Source organism: Streptomyces sp. NPDC048600, assembly GCF_055587025.1.
The window spans coordinates 144,661-167,391 of sequence record NZ_JBVJGZ010000020.1 but is presented as its reverse complement, the minus strand read 5'-3'; the positions used below and the strand labels follow the sequence as shown (position 1 = coordinate 167,391).

Below are 22,731 nucleotides of genomic sequence, written 5' to 3'. Positions count from 1 at the left end.
CTTCCCCCCCCCCCCCCCTTCTCCTCCTCCTCCCCCCCCCCCCCCCCCCCCCTTTCCCCCCCCCCCCCCCCCCCCCCCGGCGCTCGGCGCACGGGAGGCGGCGCAGGCACGGGCCGGGTCCGGGGGACGAGTCGACCGCGACGCGTCCCTTGGACCTCGGCCCGGCGGGGTCAGTCCACGGCGAGCGTGAACACGTGCAGATCCGCGTCGCGCGGCAGCGTCACGCTCCGGATCGTCCTGCCCTCCGGTGCCCGGAAGGGCTTCGTGGCGAACACATAGGTCGCCACCGGGTCCCGGTCGGCCCCCGCGACATTGCGGTACGCGGTGCGCGCGACGACCTCGTTGCCGTACTGGACGCTGCCCCGGCCGCCGCCCATCGTCCAGTCGGTGAAGGCGAGTTCGACCGTGCCGGTGCCGCCGTCGGTGTAGGTGACGCCGGCCTCGGCGCGCTGGTCGCCGTTGACCGCGCTGCCGACGAAGGACAACCCGGCGGCGGGCCGCACGAGGTGAATCGTCTGTCCGGCGCCCGTGGCGTTGTCGGGGCGCCCGTGCGGGGAGGCGGGCCAGGTGAAGGACAGGCCCGCGACACTGCCCTCGGTGCCGGGCGCGAGGCCCGCCGCCGCGAGGGCCTGGCGGGAGTAGCTCCAGCCGCCGCCGTCGTAGTCGGCCTCGTCGTGGTCGCCGGTGTCGTCCGAGACGCCGGTGCTGTCGTAGGCCGCCAGGAGGGTGCCCGGGGCGGCCACGGTCAGCGACACCGGCTGCTCGTAGGAGGTGCCGTCCGAGGTCACCGTGACCTTCACGTCGTGAAAGCCCTGGGCGAGGCCGGCCGCCGCGCCGAGCGTGATCTGCTGGGCCCCGTCGGTGACCGTGCCCTCGGCGGGGCTCGCGGTGACGCCGTCGGGCGTCTCGACCCGGAAGCGGACCTCGGGGCCCGTGCCGCCGCTCAGGGACAGCGCGCGGATGCCGACCTCGGTGGTGGCGCCGGGCGCGAGCGTGGCCGTGGTCGGGCCGATGCCGATCTGGTACGGCTGCTCGCCCTCGCGGAAGGAGGGCGGCGCCTGGCCCGTGCCCCAGGCCGGGTCGGGCGTGGCGGCGAGGGCGTAGTCCAGCCGGCCGCCGTCCCGTACGAAGGACGCCGGGAGCCAGGCCCGGTCGGTGGAGCGGCCGTCGACCTTCAGGGAGCGGACGTAGGGCGCGTCGGCGGCGGCACCCGTGGCCCTGATCGAGATGTCGTTGCCGTACGGACGCCGGATCTCGACACGCTCGAACAGCGGTGAGGCGAGGACGAGTTCGGCGCGGGAGGGGACCTGCGGGTACATGCCGAGCGCGGAGAAGACGTACCAGGACGACATCGCGCCGAGGTCGTCGTTGCCGGGGATGCCGCCGGGTCCGGTCGACCACAGGGCGCGCATGGCGGCCCGGACGGTCTCCTGCGTCTTGTGCGGGACGCCCGCGTAGGCGTACAGGTACGGCACGTTGATCGACGGCTCGTTGTCCAGCTCGGACTTCTCGCCGCCCTTGCCGGTGAAGGCCCAGGCGCCGTCGGCGTCGTGGAAGAACGCGTCGAGGCGTTCGACGGCCTTCTCGCGGCCGCCCATCGCGGCGAACAGGCCCGCCGGGTTGTGCGGGACCATCCAGGTGTACTGGGCGGCGGTGCCCTCCACGAAGCCGTTGCCCGTGGCCGGGGTGAAGCCGGTGACCCAGCTGCCGTCGGCCTTGCGGTTGGCGATGTAGCCGCCCCGCGGCGTCGCGGCGACGTTGAAGTTGTTCTGCCACCACTGCGCGCGCCGGGCGAACGCGGCGGCCGTGTCCCGGTCCCCCGCCGCGCGGGCGAGCTGTGCCAGGGCGAAGTCGGCGCCGGACATCTCCAGGGTCTCCGCGGCGCCGCCCCAGGCGTTGGACACCGAGGGCATGTAGTGCTGCTTCAGGTACTTGTCCAGGGACGGGCGCTGGCCGACCGACAGCACCGGTTTGCCCGCCGGGGAGAGGTCGAGGCCGGTGGGGACGGTCGCCGCGCGGGTCAGGGAGCCGAGCGCGCCGGGCAGGTCGAAGCGGGTGCCGCCGAAGGCGTGGATGCCGGCCAGGGCGATGGCGGATGGGTCGCCGTTCATCACGTGTGTGCCGCTCGCGCCGTGCAGCCAGCGGTCCCAGACGCCGCCGTTCTGCCGGGCCAGCGTGTACAGCGACTGGGCGATGTCGGAGCCGGTGTGCGGTTCCAGGAGGGTCACGAGCTGGACCTGGTCGCGGTAGACGTCCCAGCCGGAGAAGGTGCCGTACTGCGCCCGGTGGCCCGGCTCGACCCGGTGGACCAGGCCGTCGGCGCCCCGGTATCGGCGGTCGGCGTCGCTGATGACGTTGGGGTGCAGCAGGGAGTGGTAGAGCGCGGTGTAGAAGGTGGTGCGCTCGGCGTCGGTGCCGCCGCCGACCCGGACGGCTCCGAGCCGGTCCCGCCAGGCGCGGCGGGCGGCCTCGCGGACCGAGTCGAAGGTGCGGCCGGGCGGGTTCTCGGCGGCCAGGTTCGCCGCCGCGGCGTCCCGGCTGACGTAGGAGATGCCGACCTTGACGTTCACCGGGCCGGCGCCGGGCCCGAACTCCACCCAGCCGCCCGCGCCCTTGCCCGCCACGGGCCGTCCGCCGGCCGCGAAGCCGCCGGTGCCGCCGGAGGCCTCGGTGGAGCCCGGGGCGAGCTCGTCGTCCCGCCAGGTGCCGTGGGCGGTGAAGGGGCGGTCGAAGCGGGCGGTGAAGTGCAGGGTGTAGTAGGCGCGCCGGCCCTCGGGGTCGAGGTAGCCGCAGAAGTTGCCGGAGGTGACGGAGCCGGAGACGGTCCGGGTCCCGGGGTCGATCTCGACCGCCGAATCCGTGGAGCCCACCTCGGAGTTGGCGGTGCGGATCAGCAGGGAGGCGGGCTTGCCGTCGGGGTAGGTGAAGCGGGCCGAGCCGGTGCGGGCGGTGGCGGTGAGGTCGGCGGTCACCCCGGAGTCGAGGCCGACCTTGTAGTGGCCGGGCTCGGCGGTCTCGTCGGCGTGGTCGAACCCGGCCGCGTAGACGGCGTCCTTGGTGTCGCTCGCCGGGGAGGTGGTGACCTCGCCCGCGTGGGGGAAGAACGGGATGTCGCCGCCACCGCCCGCGCAGCCCGTGCCGGACATGTGGGTGAGGCTGAAGCCCCTCGTGCGCGGGGCGTCGTAGTGGTAGCCGCCGGGCGCGGCGGTGCGGGTGGCGTCGCCGCGGGTGTTCTCCGGGCTGAAGGACAGCATGCCGAACGGCACGACGGCGCCCGGGAAGACGTTGCCGCCGTTCCTCGTGCCGATCAGCGGGTCGACGTACGGGGTCGGGTCCTGCACCAGGACGGGCGGCCCGGCGGGTGCCGCCAGGGCGGGGACGGAGCCGCCGAGCGCCAGAACGGCGGCCAGCAGCAAGGACGTAGGACGGAAACGCATGATGCGGCCCCTCCTCCTTCGGACGGGTCGCGCACCACGGGTCGCACAAGCCGCTGGGACAGTAGCGTGTGCCAGCGGTACCACGGAAGAGCGCCTGCCCGGCCGACGGCGCACCAGGGGGGTCATTCGGACGGGGGTGCCTGGGTGGCGTCCAACCGGCTTGACATCGTTGTCGGTTGAGGCGGTAGAGTCATGTACAGACCATTCGACAACGTTGTCGCGGACGCGGCGTCGAGCACACAAGCCACTGCACCACCCGGACGGGCCACTCCCCCGGGGCCTCACCCGCCCACGGTCCGTCACGGCTCGCGGACCCGGTGACCCTTTTCGGCTCCCGGCCACCGGGTCCGCCCCGAGCGTGCCGACGCCTCCGTAGGTCCTGCACGTTCGCCGAGTGCAACGGCTCCGGGAGTCCGACGCGTCGGTGGGTCAACGGCGTCCGGGGGTTCACCGGACGGTCCTCAACCGTCCTGCTTGCGGCGGGAGGCGACGTCGGCGCGGGCCTTGCGCCAGCGGGCGCGGGTCTGGCCGACGAGGTCGTCCCACTCGCTGCGGACCTCGTGCTCGGAGGGGCGGCGGCCCTCCCGGATGCGGTCGAGCTCCTCGCGCACCTCACGTCCCAGCACGGCCGAGGCGACCAGCACGAGCATGATGGCGAACAGGGCCGAGAGCATCGCGAACACGGCGCCCACCGCCCCGTAGCGGGCGGCGTACGCGTTGAACAGCCGCGGCAGATAGAAGGTCGCCCACAGGGAGTAGCAGCCGGTCAGGACGGCCGCGGTGACGCCGAAGGGGATCAGCCCGCGCCAGGGGACGCGCCTGGCGGACAGGATCCAGCCGCTCCAGACGAGGAACACGGCGGTCACCGCCGCCTCGCACACCGCCGCCACCAGCCCCAGCTCCCGCCCGCCGATCACCGTGGTGATCCACCCGGTGACCACGGCGTAGCCGCCCAGGCTGAGGATCCACCACAGGCCGTTGCGCGAGTTGCGCACGCTCAGCGGTCTCAGGTCCCAGGTCTGCTCGAACAGCCGTTGCGAGGCGCGGGCGAAGCTCAGCACCGAGATGGTCAGGAAGACGACGCCGAAGACGCCCGCGCCGGTGCTCGCGTTCTCCGTCGGGGAGAAGAGGGCGTTGACCGCGTCGGCGCCGGCTCCGCTGAGGTGGTAGCGGCGGATGATCCGCTCGGCCGCGTCGACGTGCACGAAGTTGCTGAGGACGGCGCTGGCGAGGATCACGAGCGGGACGAGCGCGGTGAGGGCGCTCGAGGCCAGTGCCATCGCCCGGTCGAAGCCGATGACCTTCTGAAAGCGGCTGAGGACGCGCAGCGCGAAGGCGGGACGCAGCCAGAACGTCAGCGTCCTGACGACACGCTCGCGGTTGATCCTGGCCGTCGTGCCCTCCAGGAGGATCGCAACCCGACGGGACGCCCGACCTTAACCCGGCGGCCGTGCGCCGGTGTCGGCGCGACACGGGCGCGTCGCCCGCGCGGGAGGGAGTGGCCGGAACGCGGAGGGCCGCACCCCCGGCGAAGGGGGTGCGGCCCTGGACCGCGTGCCGTGGTCCGTCCCGCTCGGATCCGCCTACTTGCGGATGAGCGAGCGCAGCACGAACTGCATGATGCCGCCGTTGCGGTAGTAGTCCGCCTCGCCGGGGGTGTCGATGCGGACGACCGCGTCGAACTCGACGCCCGTGTCGGTGGTGACCTTCACCGTGCGCGGGGTGGTGCCGTTGTTGAGCTCCTCGACGCCCGCGAAGGAGAAGGTCTCCTCGCCGGTCAGGCCGAGGGACTCGGCGGTGGCGCCCTCCGGGAACTGGAGCGGCAGCACGCCCATGCCGATGAGGTTCGAGCGGTGGATGCGCTCGTAGGACTCGGCGATGACGGCCTTCACGCCGAGGAGCGCGGTGCCCTTGGCGGCCCAGTCGCGGGACGAGCCGGAGCCGTACTCCTTGCCGGCCAGCACGACCAGCGGGATGCCCTGGTCGATGTAGTTGCGCGAGGCGTCGTAGATGAACGACACCGGCGCGTCCGCCTGGGTGAAGTCGCGGGTGTAGCCGCCCTCGGTGCCCGGCGCGATCTGGTTGCGCAGGCGGATGTTGGCGAACGTGCCGCGGATCATGACCTCGTGGTTGCCTCGGCGGGAGCCGTAGGAGTTGAAGTCACGACGCTCCACACCGTGCTCGGTGAGGTACTTGCCGGCCGGGGTGTCGGCCTTGATGGCGCCGGCCGGAGAGATGTGGTCGGTGGTGACCGAGTCGCCCAGCTTGGCCAGCACGCGGGCGCCGGTGATGTCGGAGACCGGGGTGGTCTCCATCGTCATGCCCTCGAAGTACGGGGGCTTGCGGACGTAGGTCGACTCCGCGTCCCACTCGAAGGTGTTGCCGGTCGGGATCGGCAGCGACTGCCACTGGGCGTCGCCCGCGAAGACGTCCTGGTAGGACTTGTTGAACATGTCCTCGCCGATGGCGTTCGCCACGACGTCGTTGACCTCGGCCTCGGAGGGCCAGATGTCCTTGAGGTAGACCGGGTTGCCGTCCTGGTCGATGCCCAGGGCGTCCTTGGTGATGTCCACCTTCATGGAGCCCGCGAGGGCGTACGCGACGACCAGCGGCGGGGAGGCCAGGTAGTTCATCTTGACGTCGGGGTTGATCCGGCCCTCGAAGTTGCGGTTGCCCGAGAGGACCGAGGTGACCGCGAGGTCGTGGTCGTTGACGGCCTTGGAGACCTCCTCCGGCAGCGGGCCGGAGTTGCCGATGCAGGTGGTGCAGCCGTAGCCGACGAGGTTGAAGCCGACCTTGTCGAGGTACGGGGTCAGGCCCGCCTTGTCGAAGTAGTCGGTGACGACCTTCGAACCCGGGGCGAGGGTGGTCTTGACCCACGGCTTGCGGGTCAGGCCCTTCTCCACGGCCTTCTTCGCGACGAGCGCGGCGGCGACCATGACGTACGGGTTCGACGTGTTGGTGCAGGAGGTGATGGCCGCGACGGTGACCGCGCCGTGGTCGATCTGGTACGTCGAGCCGTCGGGGGCGGTGACGGTGACCGGGTTGGTCGGGACGCCGTTGGTGGCGGCCGGGGCGTCGGAGGCCGGGAAGGACTCCTTGCCCGCCTCGTCGGCGGTGTCGACGTAGTTGAGCACGTCGGCGGCGAACTGCTGGGCGGCGTTCGCGAGGACGATGCGGTCCTGCGGGCGCTTCGGGCCGGCGATGGAGGGGACGACCGTGGAGAGGTCCAGCTCCAGCTTCTCGGAGAAGTCCGGCTCGGCCTTCGGGTCCAGCCAGAGGCCCTGCTCCTTGGCGTACGCCTCGACGAGCGCGACCTGCTGCGCGGAGCGGCCGGTCAGACGCAGGTAGTTCAGCGTCTCGTCGTCGATCGGGAAGGTCGCGGCGGTGGAGCCGAACTCCGGCGACATGTTGCCGATGGTGGCGCGATTGGCGAGGCTCGTCGCCGCCACACCCTCGCCGTAGAACTCGACGAACTTGCCGACGACGCCGTGCTTGCGCAGCATCTCGGTGATCGTGAGGACCAGGTCGGTGGCGGTGGTGCCGGTGGGCAGCTCGCCGGTCAGCTTGAAGCCGACGACGCGCGGGATCAGCATGGAGACCGGCTGGCCGAGCATCGCGGCCTCGGCCTCGATGCCGCCGACGCCCCAGCCGAGCACGCCGAGGCCGTTGACCATGGTGGTGTGCGAGTCGGTGCCGACCAGGGTGTCGGGGTACGCCTGGCCGCCGCGGACCATGACGGTGCGGGCCAGGTGCTCGATGTTCACCTGGTGGACGATGCCGGTGCCCGGCGGGACGACCTTGAACTCGTCGAAGGCGGTCTGGCCCCAGCGCAGGAACTGGTAGCGCTCCTTGTTGCGGCCGTACTCCAGCTCGACGTTCTGGGCGAAGGCGTCGTTGGTGCCGAACTTGTCGGCGATGACGGAGTGGTCGATGACCAGCTCGGCCGGGGCCAGCGGGTTGATCTTCGCCGGGTCGCCGCCGAGCTCCTTCACGGCCTCACGCATGGTCGCGAGGTCCACGACGCAGGGGACGCCGGTGAAGTCCTGCATGATCACGCGGGCCGGCGTGAACTGGATCTCCTGCGACGGCTGGGCCTGGGAGTCCCAGCCGCCGAGGGCACGGATGTGGTCGGCGGTGATGTTCGCGCCGTCCTCGGTGCGGAGGAGGTTCTCCAGCAGCACCTTCAGGCTGTAGGGAAGGCGCGCGGAGCCCTCGACCTTGTCCAGCCGGAAGATCTCGTACGACTCGTCGCCCACCTGCAGCGTGCTGCGGGCGTCGAAGCTGTTCGCCGACACGACAGTCTCCTTCATTGATGTGCGCGTACCACCGCATCCTGCCGCCACGCCGGCTTGGCCGATCCGCTAAGGTGAGGCTAAGTTAGGTAACCCTTACTAGGGTGGCGGGCTGGGGTGCGCCTCGGCAGATATCTCGATGTCGAGATAACTCTAGTACATGGGCGCAGGATGGTCATGCCCTGGCCTCCGTGTCCGATGTCTCGTGGCGGGGTCTTGTGCGCCGGAACGCGGCGCGGCCCCGGGCGCGGGTGCAGCGTCCGGGGCCGTTCGGTGCTGCGGTGCGGGCCGCGCCCGGGAGGGGGCGGGCCCTGTCGGAGGCGGGCTCAGGCAGCCGTGCCGAGGTCGCTGGTGTCCTGCTGCTCGCACTGGCCGGCGTAGACCGCGAGGAAGGTGGCGAGCCCCCGCGCTCCGCCGCCGCCCGGCCCGAGGCCGGTGACCGGGATGGACCGGCCGAGACCCGTGGACAGCGCGCTGTGCGCCCGCAGGGCGTCGGCCGCCAGTTCGCCCGCCGACCGGTTGTTCCGGCCGGGCCCGGAGCCGTCGCCGGTCATGGAGAGCGCCTCGGTGAAGGCCCGGGAGGCCAGCTCGGCACTGCGCGCGTGCCGCTCGGAGGGGGGCGTTGCAGCGGTCATGAGCGTCTTCTTCCGTCGGTTCGGGCTGTCTCCTGTGTCGCGGTGGGCGGGTGCCAGTGTCCCGTCGCGTGGTCGCAGGTGGCTCGAACACGTGTCGAGCAACGGTCGGATTCGAGGTGAACAACTGCTGTGATCCGGACGGAAGCCGCTGCCGTACCGCGCGGACCAGGGTCTTTCCGACCGGGCCGCCGCACTGTCGGCGGCCCGGCGGCCCCTCGGCGCGGGGAGCGTTGCTCACGAGTCTTTCGAGTGCGCGTCGAGCCGGACGCCTCTCGTGAGTACGGCGGCCGACGCGCCGAAGCCCGGGGCGACGGACGGTCGGCGCACCGGGGCCCTACCCCGGATAGTCGTGCCACTCGGTGACCAGACCGTCCCGGAAGCGCAGCACGGCGACGCCGTCGGCCGGGCGGCCGGGGACGCCGACGGGGCGGCCGGGGACGCGGTACTCGACGCACACCGCCGCGGAGTCGACGGCCGGATGGACGGCGACCGGTTCGGCGTCGAACGTCCCGTGCTCCGGAAGCGGGTCGGGCACCTCGGCGCTCGCGTGCCACAGGGCGCGCCACCCGTCGAGGTCCTTCTCGCGCAGCAGGGCGAAGAAGCGGCGGGCCGTGAAGGTGTTCGCGGCGAAGATCCCGAGGAACGCGGCGGTGTCGACGTACTCCGTGAACTCGGCGATGCGGTCGCCCGCCAGCCGGAAGACCGACACTCCCCGATTGCGGTAGGTGCCGCCGGAGAGCAGTTCGATCTCCAGGGTCCAGGTGGCCAGCACCTTGGCCGGGTCGCCCATCGGTTCGGCGTGCCAGGCGACCCGTGTGTCGCCGAACAGCGCGAAGAAGCCGCGCAGCGCGGCCACGATGGCGTCCCGCCCGGCGAACTCCCCGGGGACGCCCGCGGGGGTGACCGGGACCCGGTACACCGCGTCCGCCGTCCACAGCTCCTCGAACGCGTCGGCGTCCTTGGCCTGGAGGGCGCGGTAGAACTCCCGGACGACCTGGGGGCCGGACTTCCGCGGCATCGTGCCGCCGCTGGTGTGCTCGGTCATGGGGTCACCTCTGGATCCTTCCCAGGACTTCCCGCTGGAGCGGGCCGAACCGGTAGTACGAGCCGACGTTGAACCACTGGCCCTCGGGCGACCACTTGACGATCGAGATGCTGAAGCGCTCGCCGTCGTAGGTGTAAGGGGTGCCGGTCACGAAGCGCACGATCTCCGGCTCCACGCGGGAGCGGACCACCGGCAGGTCCAGGGCGCGCGCGAAGCCGATCCGCTCGATCCGCGAGGAGTCCCAGCCGAGGGTGGGGTAGGCGCGGAAGGTCTTGCGGGCGGACCGCGCCAGCTCCTCGTCGGGGTCCGGCAGTCCGAGGTCGCGCACGATCCCGGTGACGGTGTCCGCCGACAGGCCGGCCGGGAACGTGAAGTACGGGTTCACGGTCCGGTTGGTGTAGTCGATCGCGAGCATCGCGACGCGGTCGAGGCCGTGCCGGGCGAACAGCCCGGCGTTGTCGGCGAGGGCGCGCGGCATCGAGGGGACGGCGGCGAGCGCCTCGACGCTCTGCGGGTCGCGGGGGAAGTGCACATAGATCTTGTTGAATCCGCCGATCACCGCGAAGTCGATGAGGTACTCGTCGACCCGGCAGCGTTCGCGGAGGTCGGCGAGCAGGGTGCTCACGGGGTGGTCGGTACGGGGGACGAGTCCGCACGCCAGTGCGTGCGCGTAGGGGTCGGCGATCGCCTCGGGCACCTGGACGGTCAGGTCGAGGTCCCCGGCGTGGCCCTCGCCGGCCGAGGCGCTGAAGATGATCCCGCCCTCGAACGGCTCGAAGGCCTTCAGGACGGCCCGGACCGTGTCCGGCGACGGGGTCAGGCCGAGCAGTGCGGCAGCCTCCTCGATGGCCGTGTACACCGTCTCGACGTCGACTGATTCGGTCATTGCGTTGCTCCTCACGGGCGGTCGGAGGGGGGCCGGCGGACGCCGGCCCCCCTCCGGGTCGGATGCGGTCCGGCTGCGCGCCGCGTCAGTCCGTGGCGGCGCGCTCCGACAGCAGTTCGGCGGCCGCCTCGGCGGTGCCGGCGGCGGCCAGTTCGTCCCCGGCCACGTCCACGCCGTACTGCTTGGCCAGGATGACGCTGAGCTCGATCAGGACCAGGGAATCCAGGTCGAGGTGGTGGAACTGGGTGTCGACGGCCGTGTCGGCCGGGACGTCGAAGTGCGTCTTGAGCAGGTCGAGCACGGCTTCCGGCTCGAGCGTGCGGGTGGTCATGGCGATTCCTTTCGCGGTACGGGAGTGGGGGCGGGGCCGCGTCGGGGGGGGGGGCTCCCTCCGGAGGGGGTGCGGAAGGATGCGTGGGGGGTGATCCGCGCGGCCCGGTCGGGCGGGGGTCGGGCGGGGGTGATCCGCACGGCGCGGTCGGACGGAGGTCCGGCGGGGGTGATCCGCGCGGCCGCTGAAGTCCCTTTCAGGCGAGGGTGATCCCCGGCCAGGTGAGCGTGGCCGAGCCCCAGGTCAGGCCGGCGCCGAAGGCGGTCAGCAGCAGTCGGTCGCCGGGCCGGAGACGGCCGCGGGCGGCGGCGTCCGCCAGGGCGAGGGGGATGGACGCGGCCGAGGTGTTGCCCACCTCCTCGAGATGGGAGACCACCCGGGCCCTGTCCACGCCCAGTTGGCGGGCCAGGGCGTGCAGGATGCGCAGGTTCGCCTGGTGGCCGACGACATGGTCGACCTGGCCGACGTCCCAGCCCGCCCGGTCGAGGGCGGCCTTGGAGGACTGGGCCATGCGGCGGACGGCGTGGGCGAAGACCTCCCTGCCGTTCATCCGGAGGTACCGGTCGTCCGGGTCGGGTACGCGGTCGGTGGAGCGCGAGCGGGAACCGTTGCCCGGGATGGCGACCAGGTCGTCGAGGCTGCCGTCCGAGCCGAGGTCGACGCCTCCGATCGCGCCGGGCTCGTCGGCGGTGCCGCGGCGCAGCACCACGGCGCCGGCCCCGTCGCCGAAGATCACCGCGGTGCCGCGGTCGGCCGGGTTGAGGTAGGGGCGGAACGTCTCCGCGCCGATGACGAGGACGCGTTCGGCGTGTCCCGCCACCAGGACGGCGGACGCGGTGGCGAGCGCGTAGACGAACCCCGAGCAGCCGGCGCCCACGTCGAGCGCGGCCACCGTGCCGAGGCCGAGGCGGGCGGCCACGGCCGGCGCGGTGGAGGGGACCTGGTGGTCGGGGGTGGCGGTGGCCAGGACCACCAGGCCGATGTCACCGGGAGCGCCCGGCCCGGCGGACTTCAGCGCCCGGTGGCCCGCCTCGACCGCGAGGTCGCTGGTGGCCGTGCCGGGCTCGGACCAGTGCCGTCGGCGGATGCCGGTCCGCTGGACGATCCACTCGTCGGTGGTGTCCAGGCTGCGGGAGAGTTCCTCGTTGGTCACCGCGCGCGGCGGGACATGGCCGCCGAGCCCGGCGAGCACGGCCGCGGGCGCGTTCATCGGCCCTCCTCTCCCCTGCCCGAGGGGGCCTCGGACGGGCCGAGCAGATGCGCCACGGCGACCTGGACCCGTACGCCGTGCAGGGCACCGGCCACCTCGGCCGACCGCCAGGTGCCGGTGGGGGCGGGCAGCAGACGGGCCTGCCGGAGCCCGGCCGTCACCTCGTCGCCGGTCCCGGGCCCGGTGTCGTCCAGCCGGATGCGGGCGCGCCGCATCCAGAGGTTGTTGCTCCGGGCGCGCTCGACGCCGTCCAGGGTGTAGAGGAGCACCTGGCCGAGCTGCATCACGGAGACCAGGGCGTCGACCATCGTGGCGGGTGCGTCGTCCTGGGCGGCCTCCGCTCCGTCCGGGACCAGCGCGACCCGGGCCGAGGCACGGTGGTCGTCCTCGGTGCCTCCCGTGACGCCGACGCCGGTGAGCAACTGCCGCCGGGCGCCGTGCGGGACGCCGTAGGGCGCGTCGTTCCAGGGGCCCGGCAGTTCCTCCGCGAGGTGGTAGGTGCGGCGGGTGGTGCTCGGCCGGCGGCCCGCGGCGTGCCGGGCGTGCACCCGGGCGGTGAGGGAGCCGATCCGGCAGTCCAGGGTGGTCGACCGGAGCGCGCCGCTCGTACCGGCGGCGACGAGCCGGCCGCTGACCGGCAGTTGTTCCAGGCCCTCCTCGTCCGGGGTGGAGCCGGCCTTTATGTCGACCGACCGCACCTCGAACGGGCTGTCCGGGGCGAGACCGTGGGTGTGGGCCGCGTACAGGCCGGTGAGCCGGGCGGCGAAGAGCATCACGTCGATGGAGCTGAGGTGGGGTTTCTGGTGCCGGTCGCCCTTGCGGGACCAGAGGCCGGGGAGGGTGACATGGGCGGCGGCCTCGATGCCCGCTTCCGCCGCGTCCGGGGTCCCGGCGGCCGGGGGTGTGATGGTGAGACCGGTCAGCGTGTGTTCGACCCGTTTGAATCCCTCACCGAGGAATCGGCTGTCACGTGGGCCGAGGAAGTCGTCGATGGATGTGAGTTCCAGGGTTGACACAGGTGCTCCTGTTCTCGCCGAGAGGGGTGCCGGTCACCGGACGGCCAGGGCCGCACGCCCCGCGAGGTGGACCGCCGTGAGCCGGGCGACACGTTCGCCGAGGTGCTCGGCGGTGGCGATGTCGGCTTTGTGCACGGCGTCGGCGGGCAGGTCGCCGGGGGCGGTGGCGGCGGCGCCGTTGAAGTAGCCGAGGCGGTTGAGGTCGTGCTCGCTCTCGTGGCTGAGGTGCCAGCCGGGCAGGAGGCCGAGGCTGACCCAGATCATCCCGTGCTGGGCGCCCAGGGTCGCGAAGTAGCCGAGGGTGGAGTCCTTGTCGCCGGCCTTGCAGGCGCCGATGGTGAATCCCGAGCCGAGCTTGTCCTGCCAGGCCTGCCGGGCCCAGCGCTTGTTGGTGGACTCGGCGAAGGCGTGGAACCTTCCCGACGCCGAGCCCATGTAGGTGGGTGCGCCGAAGACGATGGCGTCGGCGGAGTCGAGGGCCTCCCACCTGGCGTCATCCATGGCATCGACGGTCACCATGGTCACCTCGGCTCCCGTGCCCTCGGCACCGGCTCGTACGGACTGTGCCAGCACCTCCGTGTGGCCCCGGCCGGAGTGGTAGGCAATGGCGATGACGGGCGGCTTGTGCTCCATGAGCTGGTCTCCTTCGGTGGTGGTCGGGGCAGTTCACGCGTCGGCCGGTACCCGCTCGTGCTCCATGCGGAAGTCCTGGCGGCCGTACTCGCGCCGGGCCAGTTCGATCGCTTCCGCGGTGCTCATGACGGGGGTCCAGCCGAAGAGGCCGGCGATGGTCTCCAGCCGCTCGGGCATGGAGCCGCCGACGACGTGGTACGGGATCCGCAGCTCGTCGAGCGTGGCGAGCAGCATGCCGTCGACGGTGGCGCGGAAGGCGTTGTTCATCGGCCGGTGGCCGTCGGCGGCGATGGGCAGTTCGTGGCGCAGATGGACGTAGGCGTCGTAGGTCGCCTTCACGTGCTGCTTGAAGGCGTGGCCGTACTGCTCGACGACCTGGCCGAAGAACGCCATCTCCTCGGGTGTGGCGGTCGCGGGGCCGCTCCCGATCTCGGCGGTGGCGTTGGGGTTCATGCCGTGGCGCACGCGGGCCGCGCCGTAGAGCCACTCCTGGAGGGAGGATCCGTCGGAGACGAAGTGGTCCCCGAGCAGGGCTTCCTGGACGGCGCGGCCGGTGTGGCGGCGCAGGGTGAGCTGGAGGAACTGCGGCGGCGTCACGTCCGCGAGCCTCACACCGGGCAGGGCCTCGGGCATGATCTCCCGGATGGTCCGGGCGAGGGAGCGTGGGACGCCCGTGTAGTGCGACAACGCCATGACGGTCGAGGTCTTGCCCGAGGAATACGTTCCGGACACGGATATCTTCATGGGCTTCTCCAGTTCCGACCGCCGTTCGGGACTTCGGACGCGATCGACGGCAGGTCAAATCGGTCTCCAGTTCGAGGAGACGAGGGCGCCCGGGGTCCGGGCGGAGAGGAGGGGGAAATCGGGCCCGTGGCGCGGTCACGGCCGACGGCCGGAGCGGGCGGGCTCACAGGAGAACGCAGTCCACTGCCGAGCGACTGTTTTCGGGCAGGGTGCGCGTACAGGAATCGTGACACGGCCGCCAACTCGTCGCCAAGAGAACGCCAAGTGACGTGAGTCACAGCAACTGGCTTGCGGATCAGGGGAGTTGTGGCGGCAAGGAATCGCGGGCGAGTTGGCGACGCACGAAATCCGACTTCAACCCATTTGTACCGTAAACAAACGACACGTCACCCGAATGGCCCTGTCGGCGAGCGGCATCTCATATCTGAGATAGCCTCAACCTCATGGCAGACGACTACCTCGTACGCATCGGCAGGCTCATCCGCGACGCCCGGCAGCACCGGGGCTGGACGCAGACGCAGCTCGCCGAGGCGCTCGGAACCAGCCAGAGCGCCGTGAACCGCATCGAGCGCGGCAATCAGAACATCAGCCTTGAGATGATCGCCCGCATCGGTGAAGCTCTCGACAGCGAAATCGTCTCTCTGGGCTACGCGGGCCCGATGCATCTGCGGGTCGTCGGCGGACGCCGGCTGTCCGGTGCCATCGATGTCAAGACCAGCAAGAACGCGTGTGTGGCCCTGCTGTGCGCCACGCTGCTCAACAAGGGCCGCACGGTGCTGCGCCGCGTCGCGCGCATCGAGGAGGTCTACCGGCTGCTGGAGGTGCTCAACTCCATCGGTGTGCGCACCCGCTGGATCAACGACGGCGTGGACCTGGAGATCGTGCCGCCGGCCGATCTGAACATGGACGCGATCGACGCGGACGCGGCCCGCCGCACCCGCTCCATCATCATGTTCCTCGGGCCGCTGCTGCACCGCATGGACCGCTTCAAGCTGCCCTACGCCGGCGGCTGCGACCTCGGCACCCGCACGATCGAGCCGCACATGATCGCGCTGCGCCGCTTCGGTCTGGACATCGCCGCGACCGAGGGCCAGTACCACGCGATGGTGGACCGGTCCGTGCAGCCCGGCCGCCCGATCGTGCTGACCGAGCGCGGCGACACCGTGACCGAGAACGCGCTGCTGGCCGCCGCCCGGCACGACGGCGTCACCGTCATCCGCAACGCCTCCTCCAACTACATGGTCCAGGACCTCTGCTTCTTCCTGGAGGCGCTGGGCGTCAAGGTCGAGGGCATCGGCACCACCACGCTGACGGTGCACGGTGTGCCCACCATCGACGTCGACGTCGACTACTCCCCCTCCGAGGACCCGGTCGAGGCGATGAGCCTGCTGGCCGCCGCGGTGGTGACGGAGTCGGAGCTGACGGTGCGCCGGGTCCCCATCGAGTTCCTGGAGATCGAGCTCGCGGTCCTGGAGGAGATGGGCCTCGACCACGACCGCAGCCCCGAGTACTTCGCGGACAACGGCCGCACCCGCCTGGTGGACCTCACGGTCCGCCCCTCCAAGCTCGAAGCCCCGATCGACAAGATCCACCCCATGCCCTTCCCGGGCCTGAACATCGACAACGTCCCGTTCTTCGCCGCCATCGCGGCCGTCGCCTCCGGCAAGACCCTCATCCACGACTGGGTCTACGACAACCGCGCGATCTACCTCACCGACCTCAACCGCCTCGGCGGCCGCCTCCAGCTCCTCGACCCGCACCGCGTCCTGGTCGAGGGCCCCACCCGCTGGCGCGCCGCCGAGATGATGTGCCCGCCCGCGCTGCGGCCCGCCGTGGTCGTCCTGCTGGCGATGATGGCGGCGGAGGGCACGTCCGTGCTGCGCAACGTGTATGTCATCAACCGGGGTTACGAGGATCTCGCGGAGCGGCTGAACTCGGTGGGGGCACAGATCGAGATCTTCCGGGACATCTGAGGCCAGGAGGCCAGAGGCCCGACGGGCGGCCTTGGGCGGGGAGGTCCAGTTCGGCGACGACCGTCTTGCCGACGGGGAGGCGGTCGAGGACCTCCCAGCGGTCGGCCAGGGCCTCCACGAGCAGCAGGCCCCTGCCGGTCTCCGCGAGCGGTGGGGGTGCGGTGCGGGCCGAGCCGGGCGCCGGGGGCCGGCGTTCGCCCCTGGTGTCGGAGACCTCGACGCACAGGGTCCGGCCGACGAGCTTGACGACGACCTCGAAGTCCCGGTCGGGGACCCTCCCGTGCGTCACGGCGTTGGCCGCGAGCTCCGCGACGAGCAGAGCGGCGGTGTCGGAGGCCTCGCTGCCGTACGGCACGCCCCAGGCGTCGAGTTGGCACAGCGCCAGACGGCGGGCGAGGCGGGCGCCGTGCGGCGTGGAGCTGAACCGCCTGGTGAACACACGTACGGTGACGGGGGTTTGGCGGTCCATGGGGGTGGACGGTGGAGTCATGCGCCCAATCTGGCGGTGACTCGGGGCCGTTCACCAGACACCCGCCGCGTACGCAGGGTCAGCGTACGCACACAGACGGTGGACAGTACGCGTTGCCCAGCGTGACGATGGGAGCGAGTCAGAAGCGGTACGGCGTGACGGGTGCGCGGGAGCTGGCCAGTTCCTTGACCCCCGGGGATTCCGTGGGCCTGCTGAAGCGATTGCGAGGAGCGCTATGAGCATGTCCGAACTGACCTGGTTCAAGAGCAGCTACAGCGGCTCGCAGGGTGACAGCTGCGTCGAGGTGGCGCACGGCACGCAGGCGGTCCATGTCCGGGACTCCAAGAACCAGTCGAGCCCCGAACTCGCCCTCTCCCCCGCCGCGTGGAACGACTTCGTCGGCTACGCCGCCCAGGGCTGACCTTCACCCCTCCGTTCTGCCGATGTCGTCCGAGCGCGCCACGAAGTGGAGGGTGTGGTTCTTCACCCGGTAGAGGAAGGCGCCCGCGTCCTCGTCGGTCCTGAAGAACTCGGAGCTGTCGTCGTAGCTGACCCTGCGGGTGACGCCCTGCCAGGGGTCGCGCAGGAGTTCGGCGCGCAGGGCGGTACGGGGGTCGTCGCCCGCGGCGGTCAGGCCGTGGGCGGCGAAGCGTACGGCGTCGTAGGCCTCGGCGGACCAAGGGGCGGGGGCAGTGCCGAAGCGGTCGCGGTGGGCCGCGGTGAAGGACTTGAGACGGGGGTCGGCGGCGTCGGTGTAGCCCGTGCCGATCAGCCAGCCCTCCGCCTCCGCGAGGAAGCGGGCGCCGAGCACGTGCTCGTTCGCCAGGCACGGTCCGCGGTACCCGGCCTCGCGCAGGGCACGTGCCAGGGACGCGGCCCGGCCGGGATCGACACCCGCCAGCAGGACGGCGTCGTCGGCACGGTCGGCGATCCGCCGGGCCACGGAGCCGAAGTCCTGGTCCGCGGCGACCTCCTCGACCGTCGCCTTCCCGTCGAGCTTCTTGTGCACGACGATGCTGCGGACCGTCTGGAGGCTCTCCTCGGCTTCGGTGAGGTCGTGGACGACGGTGGCGCGGGCCGGTTTCACCACGCGGTTCAGATAGCGCAGGATCGCGGGCGGTCCGGCGGTCGTCGTCGAGCGCATCAGCAGGGTCGTCGTGGTGTTGACGGCGTTGAGCTCGTTGGTGTCGGCCCGCGTGACCAGTTGGGCCAGACGGCCCCGAGCGCAGGCATCCATCGCGGCGAGTACGGTCGTGTTGGTGCCCGCGCCGATCACTACGGACACCTCCGGGTCGGCGGCCAGCCGGGCGACCGCGGCGGCGGCCCCCTCGGCGGTGCCCGCGTCGTCGGCGGTGCGCAGGACGAGGTCGAAGGCGCGCCGCGAAGCACGGTTGTGTTCGCCCACCGCCAGCCGGGCGCCGCGCTCGTGCGCGGTGAACACGGCGTCGGCCCGTTCGCCGAGGAGTCCGATCACCCTCCGGGGCAAGGGCTTCGTACCGGTCGGCGCGGGCGAACCGCGACGGCTCCAGAGCCACCAGCCCCCGACGCTCGCCGCGCCCACGCCGAACACCGCACCGCCGACGGTCAGCGCCCGGCGCCGGGAGGCCCCTGCCCTCGGCCCGGCCTCGCGTACCACCGTGTCCAGCGCCTCCAGCGCGTCCGCCGCCGGATGCCCCTCGGTGACCGTGCCCTGCGGCACCGGCAGCTCCAGCACCCGCGCCGCGCGGGCCGCGACCAGGGCGGGCACGCCCTCGGGCAGCCAGTGCCGTTCGTCGAACGGGCCGAAGTGGTCGCGGAGTTCGCCGATCGCCGGGCGCTGTTCCGGCTCCTTCGCCAGACACCGCCGTACGATCCCGGCGAGTTCGTCGGGCACTCCGGCCAGGTCGGGTTCCTCGTGCACGGTCCGGTACAGCACCGCGGCCGCTCCGCCGGAGCCGAACGCCGGGCGGCCGGTGGTCGTGTGGGCGAGGACGCAGCCCAGTGAGAACACGTCGCTGGGCGGTCCCACCACGCTGCCGCGGGCCTGCTCGGGCGAGAGATAGCCGGGTGACCCGACGACCGACCCGTCGGTGGTGAGCGCGGTGACGCCGACCGCGCGGGCGATGCCGAAGTCGATCAGGCGAGGACCGTCGGCGGCGAGCAGGATGTTGGCGGGCTTCACGTCCCGGTGGACGAGGCCGCAGGCGTGCACCCCCTCCAGCGACTCGGCCAGCGCGGCACCCAGGCAGCGCGACTGCTCCGCCGGCCAGGGGCCGTGCAGGGCGACGGCCTCGGCGAGGGAGGGGCCGGCCACGTAGGCCGTGACCAGCCACGGGGAGCGGGCGTCGGCGTCGGCCGCGAGCACCGGCACGGTCCAGCGGGCCCGCAGCCGTGCCGCCAGTTCCGTCTCGCGGCGGAACCGGGCGCGGAACCCGGGGTCGTCGGCGTGCTCGGGGCGGATCGACTTCAGGGCACACCAGATGCCGTGCGGGGAGCGCGCCAGGTACACCACGCCCATCCCGCCCGCGCCGAGCCTCGCCGCCAGCCGGTACTCGCCGATCATGGACGGGTCGGACGGCAGCAGCCGGTCCACGCCGCGGACCTCCCTTCTGCAGGTCTTCTCCAGTTCGCCGGTCGTGCCCGCCTGTGCGCCCGGGGCTCAGCCCTCGGCGCCGGTCGCGGCCTGGAGGTCGGCGAGGGAACCCAGCTGGCGGAAGCGGCCGTCGCGCGCCTCATGCACGTAGGTGCTGGTCATCCACCCCTCCCCTTCGCTGTTGAACTGGTGGTAGTCGCCGAAGGTGTAGGTCCGGTCCATGCCCTGGTACGTGGCCTTCGCCATGCGCTCGCCGAGTTCGGCCCTCGCCGGGCGGGCGCCGCGCTTCGCGGGTACCGTACGGGCGAACTCGCCGAGCAGCATGCGCACCGAGTCGTACGCCTCCGCGGCGTACGGTTCCGGCGCGGCCCTGTAGCGGGCCCGCCACGCGGCGGTGAAGTCCCGCGCCGCCTTGGTGGTGAGCGCGGACGGGTCGGCCGCGGAGTCGACGACGTACCAGCCTTCGCCCGCGGCGCCCGCCAGACTCGGGAACTCCGAGCCGTACAGCAGGTGTTGCATCCAGCGCGGACCGGTGAAGCCGGCCGTGGCGAGCTGCCGGGCCGCGGCGACGGTGGCGTCCAGCGGGCCGAGGTAGGCGAAGGCGGTCACTCCGGAGGCGAGCAGCCCGCGTACGGCGTCCGGGCCGTCGCCGGTCTCCTCGGCCACGACACGGGGCACCACCCGGCCGCCGAGGGTGTCGCGCCACTGCCGCACGAGCAGGGACGCCTGGTCCTGGATGGTCGTACCCCCGGAGCGGTCCAGAACCACGCCGATGTGTCCCAGCCGTTCGGTGATCAGGGCGTGCAGGGCGATCCAGCCGCCGAGCGCGACATGTGCCACGCCGGTCTGGAAGGACGCCGTGGGCGAGGTGACGAAGTAGTCCAACTGGCCCGTGCTGCTGGACACATGGGTCAGCCCGGCCTGGCCGTAGACCTTCGCCGCCGACCGCATCGGGAGCTCGGTGACCGGCCCGAGGACGGCCACGACGTTCCGGTCGGCGGTGAACCGGCCGGCCACGTCCTGCGCGCCGGCCACGTCGCCGCGGTCCCGCAGCACGCGGACCTTCAGGTCGTACCGGCGGTTGCGGACGGCGTTGTGCTGGGCGACGGCCAGCAGGGCGGCGCGTTCGCTGACCCGGCTGATCGGCTCGGCGGAGTCGGTGACATGCACGCCCAGGGTGTACACGGGGCGGGCGGCGGCGGGCTTCTCGCCCTCGTCGTCGCGGCCGGTGAGCAGCGCGGCGGCACCCGCGCCTCCCCCGGCCAGCAGCAACGCCCCGCCGGCCAGCAGCAGTCGACGACGGTTCGGCCGGGGAGCCGTCGCGTCACGGGGTTCGTCGCCGGTGGTCGCCGTCGCGCTGCCGGAGCCGTCGATCTCGGTCGGCTCGATCCCGGGCAGCGCGAGGCTCTCGGCGGAGCGCGCGGCGATCATGCGGGCGATCGCGTCGGGGAGGTGAAGGGCACTGTCCGGGGTGGGCGGTCGGGCTCCGCCGCCGGGAGCACCGTCCGGGGCGGGCGGTGGGGCTCCGCCGCCGGGGGCGTCGTCGTCCGAGGCCCCGTCGGGAGGGGCGTCGTCGGCCGAGGCCCCGTCGAGAGGGGCGTCGTCGGCCAGGAGGTGTCGTACGTCCCGGGCCGTCGGCCGGTCCGCCGGGTCCTTGGACAGGCAGCGGGAGACGAGGGCCAGCGAGCCGTCGTCGATCCCTTCGAGTCCGGGTTCGTCGTGGACCGTGCGGTACAGCAGGGCCTCCGGCGCGCCGGTGCCGAAGGGCGGGCGGCCGGTCAGGGAGTAGGCCAGGACGCCGCCGAGGGCGAAGACGTCGCTCGCGGGGGTCGCGGATTCGCCGCGGGCCTGTTCGGGCGAGAGGAAGCCGGGGCTGCCGACGACCATGCCGGAGGCCGTCAGCGCCGTGTCGTCCTCGGCCCGGGCCACCCCGAAGTCGATCAGACGGGGCCCGTCGAGGGCCAGAAGCACATTGCCGGGCTTGACGTCCCGGTGGACCAGCCCGGCCGCGTGGAGGTCCGCCAGCGCGTCCGCCAGCAGCCTGCCGAGCGAGCGGGCGGCGGCCTGGGGCAGCGGGCCGTGCGCGGCGACCGCCTCGGCGAGCGAGGGGCCGGGCACGAACGCCGTCGCCAGCCACGGCTCGTCCGCCTGCACGTCCGCGCCGAGCACGGGCACCACCGAGCGGCTCGTCACCCGCTGGGCCAGTTCGGCCTCGCGGGTGAACCGTGCCCGGAAGGCGGGGTCGTGGGCGCTGTCGCCCCGGATCACCTTCACCGCGGCGAGTGTGCCGTCCTCGTCGCGTCCCAGGTAGACCACGCCCATGCCGCCCGCGCCGAGGCGCCGCAGCAGCCGGAAGCCGGCGATACGGGACGGGTCGGTCGGCCTCAGCGGCTCGCTCATCGCGAACCCTCCGTCTCCTCGGCGGTGCCCGTACTCTCCTCGCTCCCCGCGGTGGCGGCGTCCTTCGCCGTGTTGCCGCCGATGCTGTCGATCTCGGCGGAGGTGTGACCGACTCCCTGCGCCACGCCCCCGGCGATGTCGGTCGCCTCCTCGGTACTGTGGCCCGCCCCGATCCGGTCCGTCGCGGCGACCGTGACGGGACCGAGCCGGTACTTGAACCAGTCGAACTGCAGGGCGCCCTTCGTGCCGTCCACCAGGTACTCGCCCGTCTCGACGAGGTCGTCGTCGGTGATCCCGTTGCGCGCCTCGGAGAACGGATCGGCCCGCGAGTACAGTCCGCGCAACCGCTCGGTGGCGTTGAGCCGCTGGTCGGGGCAGCGCATCGCCTCCTCCAGGGACCTGGCCATGTCCCTGCGGGCGGCCGTGGTGTCCTGGTGGACGGTCACGGTCAGGGACACGTGCACCGGACCCTTGTCCCCTCCGCCCGGAAGCACGAACCTCCGGGTGAGACTGGCCAGGACCGTGCCGGGCAGCGGTTGCCGCTGCCATGAGCAGTCCCCGTCCAGCACGGCCCACTCGGCCGGGTCGCTCTCGAACGGCTGCGCCTTGCGGAACCCCGGCCCGAAGTTGTCCGGCCGCACGGTGAGCCCCCTGACGAAGGCCACCGCCTCGGCGCGGGTCTTCGGTGCCCGCTCCTCGTCCATCGTGTACGGCTCGTCCTCGTCCCCGGTGGCCGCCGGGGACGAGGGGCCGCCCGCCCCGTCCGCCGCACTCGGCGTCGGAGCGGTCGTCGCCGACCTGGCGGAACCGCCGTCTCCGTCACTCGTGCACCCGGCGAGCAGCAGGGTCCCCGCCACCGCCGTCACCACCGGTCCCCGTCTGGTCATCCCAGCCCCCACCCGTTGGGACGTGCCCCGCCGTCCGGCGGTACGTAGGGGGCCAGTCTGGCGCACAGCATCCGTCACCGAACACCAACTCGACTGATCTGCAACGGACTTGGCACATCGACCTCGATCGGCCCGCCCCGGTGGTTCACCATCGGTCGGCCGGAAACAGGGGTCCGGTCTCGGTCGTGGTGATCACGT

At 72.6% G+C, this 22,731-nt stretch carries 17 protein-coding genes; 2 read left to right on the top strand and 15 right to left on the bottom strand.

What is annotated here, in order from left to right:
- Window positions 1–170: 170 nt before the first annotated feature.
- From ACZ6SQ_RS25780 to ACZ6SQ_RS25730, 11 genes are all read right to left on the bottom strand, one after another.
- Window positions 171–3,437 (bottom strand): GH92 family glycosyl hydrolase, encoded by a 3,267-nt coding sequence (locus ACZ6SQ_RS25780; RefSeq protein WP_469566031.1) that lies wholly within the window; start codon window positions 3,435–3,437, stop codon window positions 171–173.
- A gap of 461 nt (window positions 3,438–3,898) precedes the next feature.
- Window positions 3,899–4,717, bottom strand: a complete 819-nt coding sequence (locus ACZ6SQ_RS25775) for a hypothetical protein (protein WP_469566029.1) — start codon at window positions 4,715–4,717, stop codon at window positions 3,899–3,901.
- A gap of 303 nt (window positions 4,718–5,020) precedes the next feature.
- A complete protein-coding gene (gene acnA, locus ACZ6SQ_RS25770) occupies window positions 5,021–7,735 on the bottom strand; it encodes an aconitate hydratase AcnA (protein WP_469566027.1) in 2,715 nt (904 codons plus the stop codon).
- A 323-nt stretch (window positions 7,736–8,058) separates the two neighbouring features.
- Window positions 8,059–8,367, bottom strand: a complete 309-nt coding sequence (locus tag ACZ6SQ_RS25765) for a hypothetical protein (RefSeq protein WP_469566026.1) — start codon at window positions 8,365–8,367, stop codon at window positions 8,059–8,061.
- Window positions 8,368–8,701: 334 nt separating this feature from the next.
- Entirely contained in the window at window positions 8,702–9,412 is a 711-nt protein-coding gene (locus ACZ6SQ_RS25760; protein WP_469566024.1) for a nuclear transport factor 2 family protein, read from the bottom strand.
- A gap of 4 nt (window positions 9,413–9,416) precedes the next feature.
- Complete coding sequence (locus ACZ6SQ_RS25755) at window positions 9,417–10,298, bottom strand: aromatic prenyltransferase (protein WP_469566022.1); 882 nt, start codon at window positions 10,296–10,298, stop codon at window positions 9,417–9,419.
- An 85-nt stretch (window positions 10,299–10,383) separates the two neighbouring features.
- Window positions 10,384–10,629 (bottom strand): acyl carrier protein, encoded by a 246-nt coding sequence (locus tag ACZ6SQ_RS25750; RefSeq protein WP_386383285.1) that lies wholly within the window; start codon window positions 10,627–10,629, stop codon window positions 10,384–10,386.
- A 196-nt stretch (window positions 10,630–10,825) separates the two neighbouring features.
- The gene (locus ACZ6SQ_RS25745; RefSeq protein ID WP_469566021.1) at window positions 10,826–11,839 is read right to left on the bottom strand and encodes a beta-ketoacyl-ACP synthase III; all 1,014 of its coding nucleotides are present in this window, start codon (window positions 11,837–11,839) and stop codon (window positions 10,826–10,828) included.
- On the bottom strand, window positions 11,836–12,855 hold the full coding sequence (locus ACZ6SQ_RS25740) for an AvrD family protein (RefSeq protein ID WP_469566019.1): 1,020 nt from the start codon (window positions 12,853–12,855) through the stop codon (window positions 11,836–11,838). The genes ACZ6SQ_RS25745 and ACZ6SQ_RS25740 overlap by 4 nt, the downstream gene beginning before the upstream one ends.
- A 33-nt stretch (window positions 12,856–12,888) precedes the next feature.
- Window positions 12,889–13,488, bottom strand: a complete 600-nt coding sequence (locus ACZ6SQ_RS25735) for a flavodoxin family protein (protein WP_469566017.1) — start codon at window positions 13,486–13,488, stop codon at window positions 12,889–12,891.
- 33 nt (window positions 13,489–13,521) lie between these two features.
- Window positions 13,522–14,232, bottom strand: a complete 711-nt coding sequence (locus tag ACZ6SQ_RS25730) for an AAA family ATPase (RefSeq protein WP_469566015.1) — start codon at window positions 14,230–14,232, stop codon at window positions 13,522–13,524.
- A 443-nt stretch (window positions 14,233–14,675) separates the two neighbouring features.
- Here ACZ6SQ_RS25730 and ACZ6SQ_RS25725 point away from each other — a divergent pair, with 443 nt between their 5' ends.
- Complete coding sequence (locus tag ACZ6SQ_RS25725) at window positions 14,676–16,205, top strand: helix-turn-helix domain-containing protein (protein ID WP_386383276.1); 1,530 nt, start codon at window positions 14,676–14,678, stop codon at window positions 16,203–16,205.
- Here ACZ6SQ_RS25725 and ACZ6SQ_RS25720 read toward each other — a convergent pair.
- The gene (locus ACZ6SQ_RS25720) at window positions 16,129–16,695 is read right to left on the bottom strand and encodes an ATP-binding protein (RefSeq protein WP_469566013.1); all 567 of its coding nucleotides are present in this window, start codon (window positions 16,693–16,695) and stop codon (window positions 16,129–16,131) included. The two genes, ACZ6SQ_RS25725 and ACZ6SQ_RS25720, sit on opposite strands and share 77 nt — an antisense overlap.
- A 220-nt stretch (window positions 16,696–16,915) precedes the next feature.
- Here ACZ6SQ_RS25720 and ACZ6SQ_RS25715 point away from each other — a divergent pair, with 220 nt between their 5' ends.
- Window positions 16,916–17,095 (top strand): DUF397 domain-containing protein, encoded by a 180-nt coding sequence (locus ACZ6SQ_RS25715; protein WP_469566011.1) that lies wholly within the window; start codon window positions 16,916–16,918, stop codon window positions 17,093–17,095.
- Window positions 17,096–17,098: 3 nt separating this feature from the next.
- Here ACZ6SQ_RS25715 and ACZ6SQ_RS25710 read toward each other — a convergent pair whose 3' ends face one another.
- The 3 genes from ACZ6SQ_RS25710 to ACZ6SQ_RS25700 form a co-directional block, all read right to left on the bottom strand.
- Window positions 17,099–19,246 carry a bifunctional serine/threonine-protein kinase/ABC transporter substrate-binding protein gene (locus ACZ6SQ_RS25710; RefSeq protein ID WP_469566009.1) on the bottom strand — a complete coding sequence of 716 codons (2,148 nt, stop codon included), beginning with the start codon at window positions 19,244–19,246 and terminating at the stop codon, window positions 17,099–17,101.
- A 66-nt stretch (window positions 19,247–19,312) separates the two neighbouring features.
- On the bottom strand, window positions 19,313–21,646 hold the full coding sequence (locus ACZ6SQ_RS25705; protein WP_469566007.1) for a bifunctional serine/threonine-protein kinase/ABC transporter substrate-binding protein: 2,334 nt from the start codon (window positions 21,644–21,646) through the stop codon (window positions 19,313–19,315).
- The gene (locus ACZ6SQ_RS25700) at window positions 21,643–22,533 is read right to left on the bottom strand and encodes a hypothetical protein (RefSeq protein WP_469566005.1); all 891 of its coding nucleotides are present in this window, start codon (window positions 22,531–22,533) and stop codon (window positions 21,643–21,645) included. Before ACZ6SQ_RS25700 ends, ACZ6SQ_RS25705 begins: the two co-directional genes overlap by 4 nt.
- Between the last annotated feature and the right edge of the window lie 198 nt (window positions 22,534–22,731).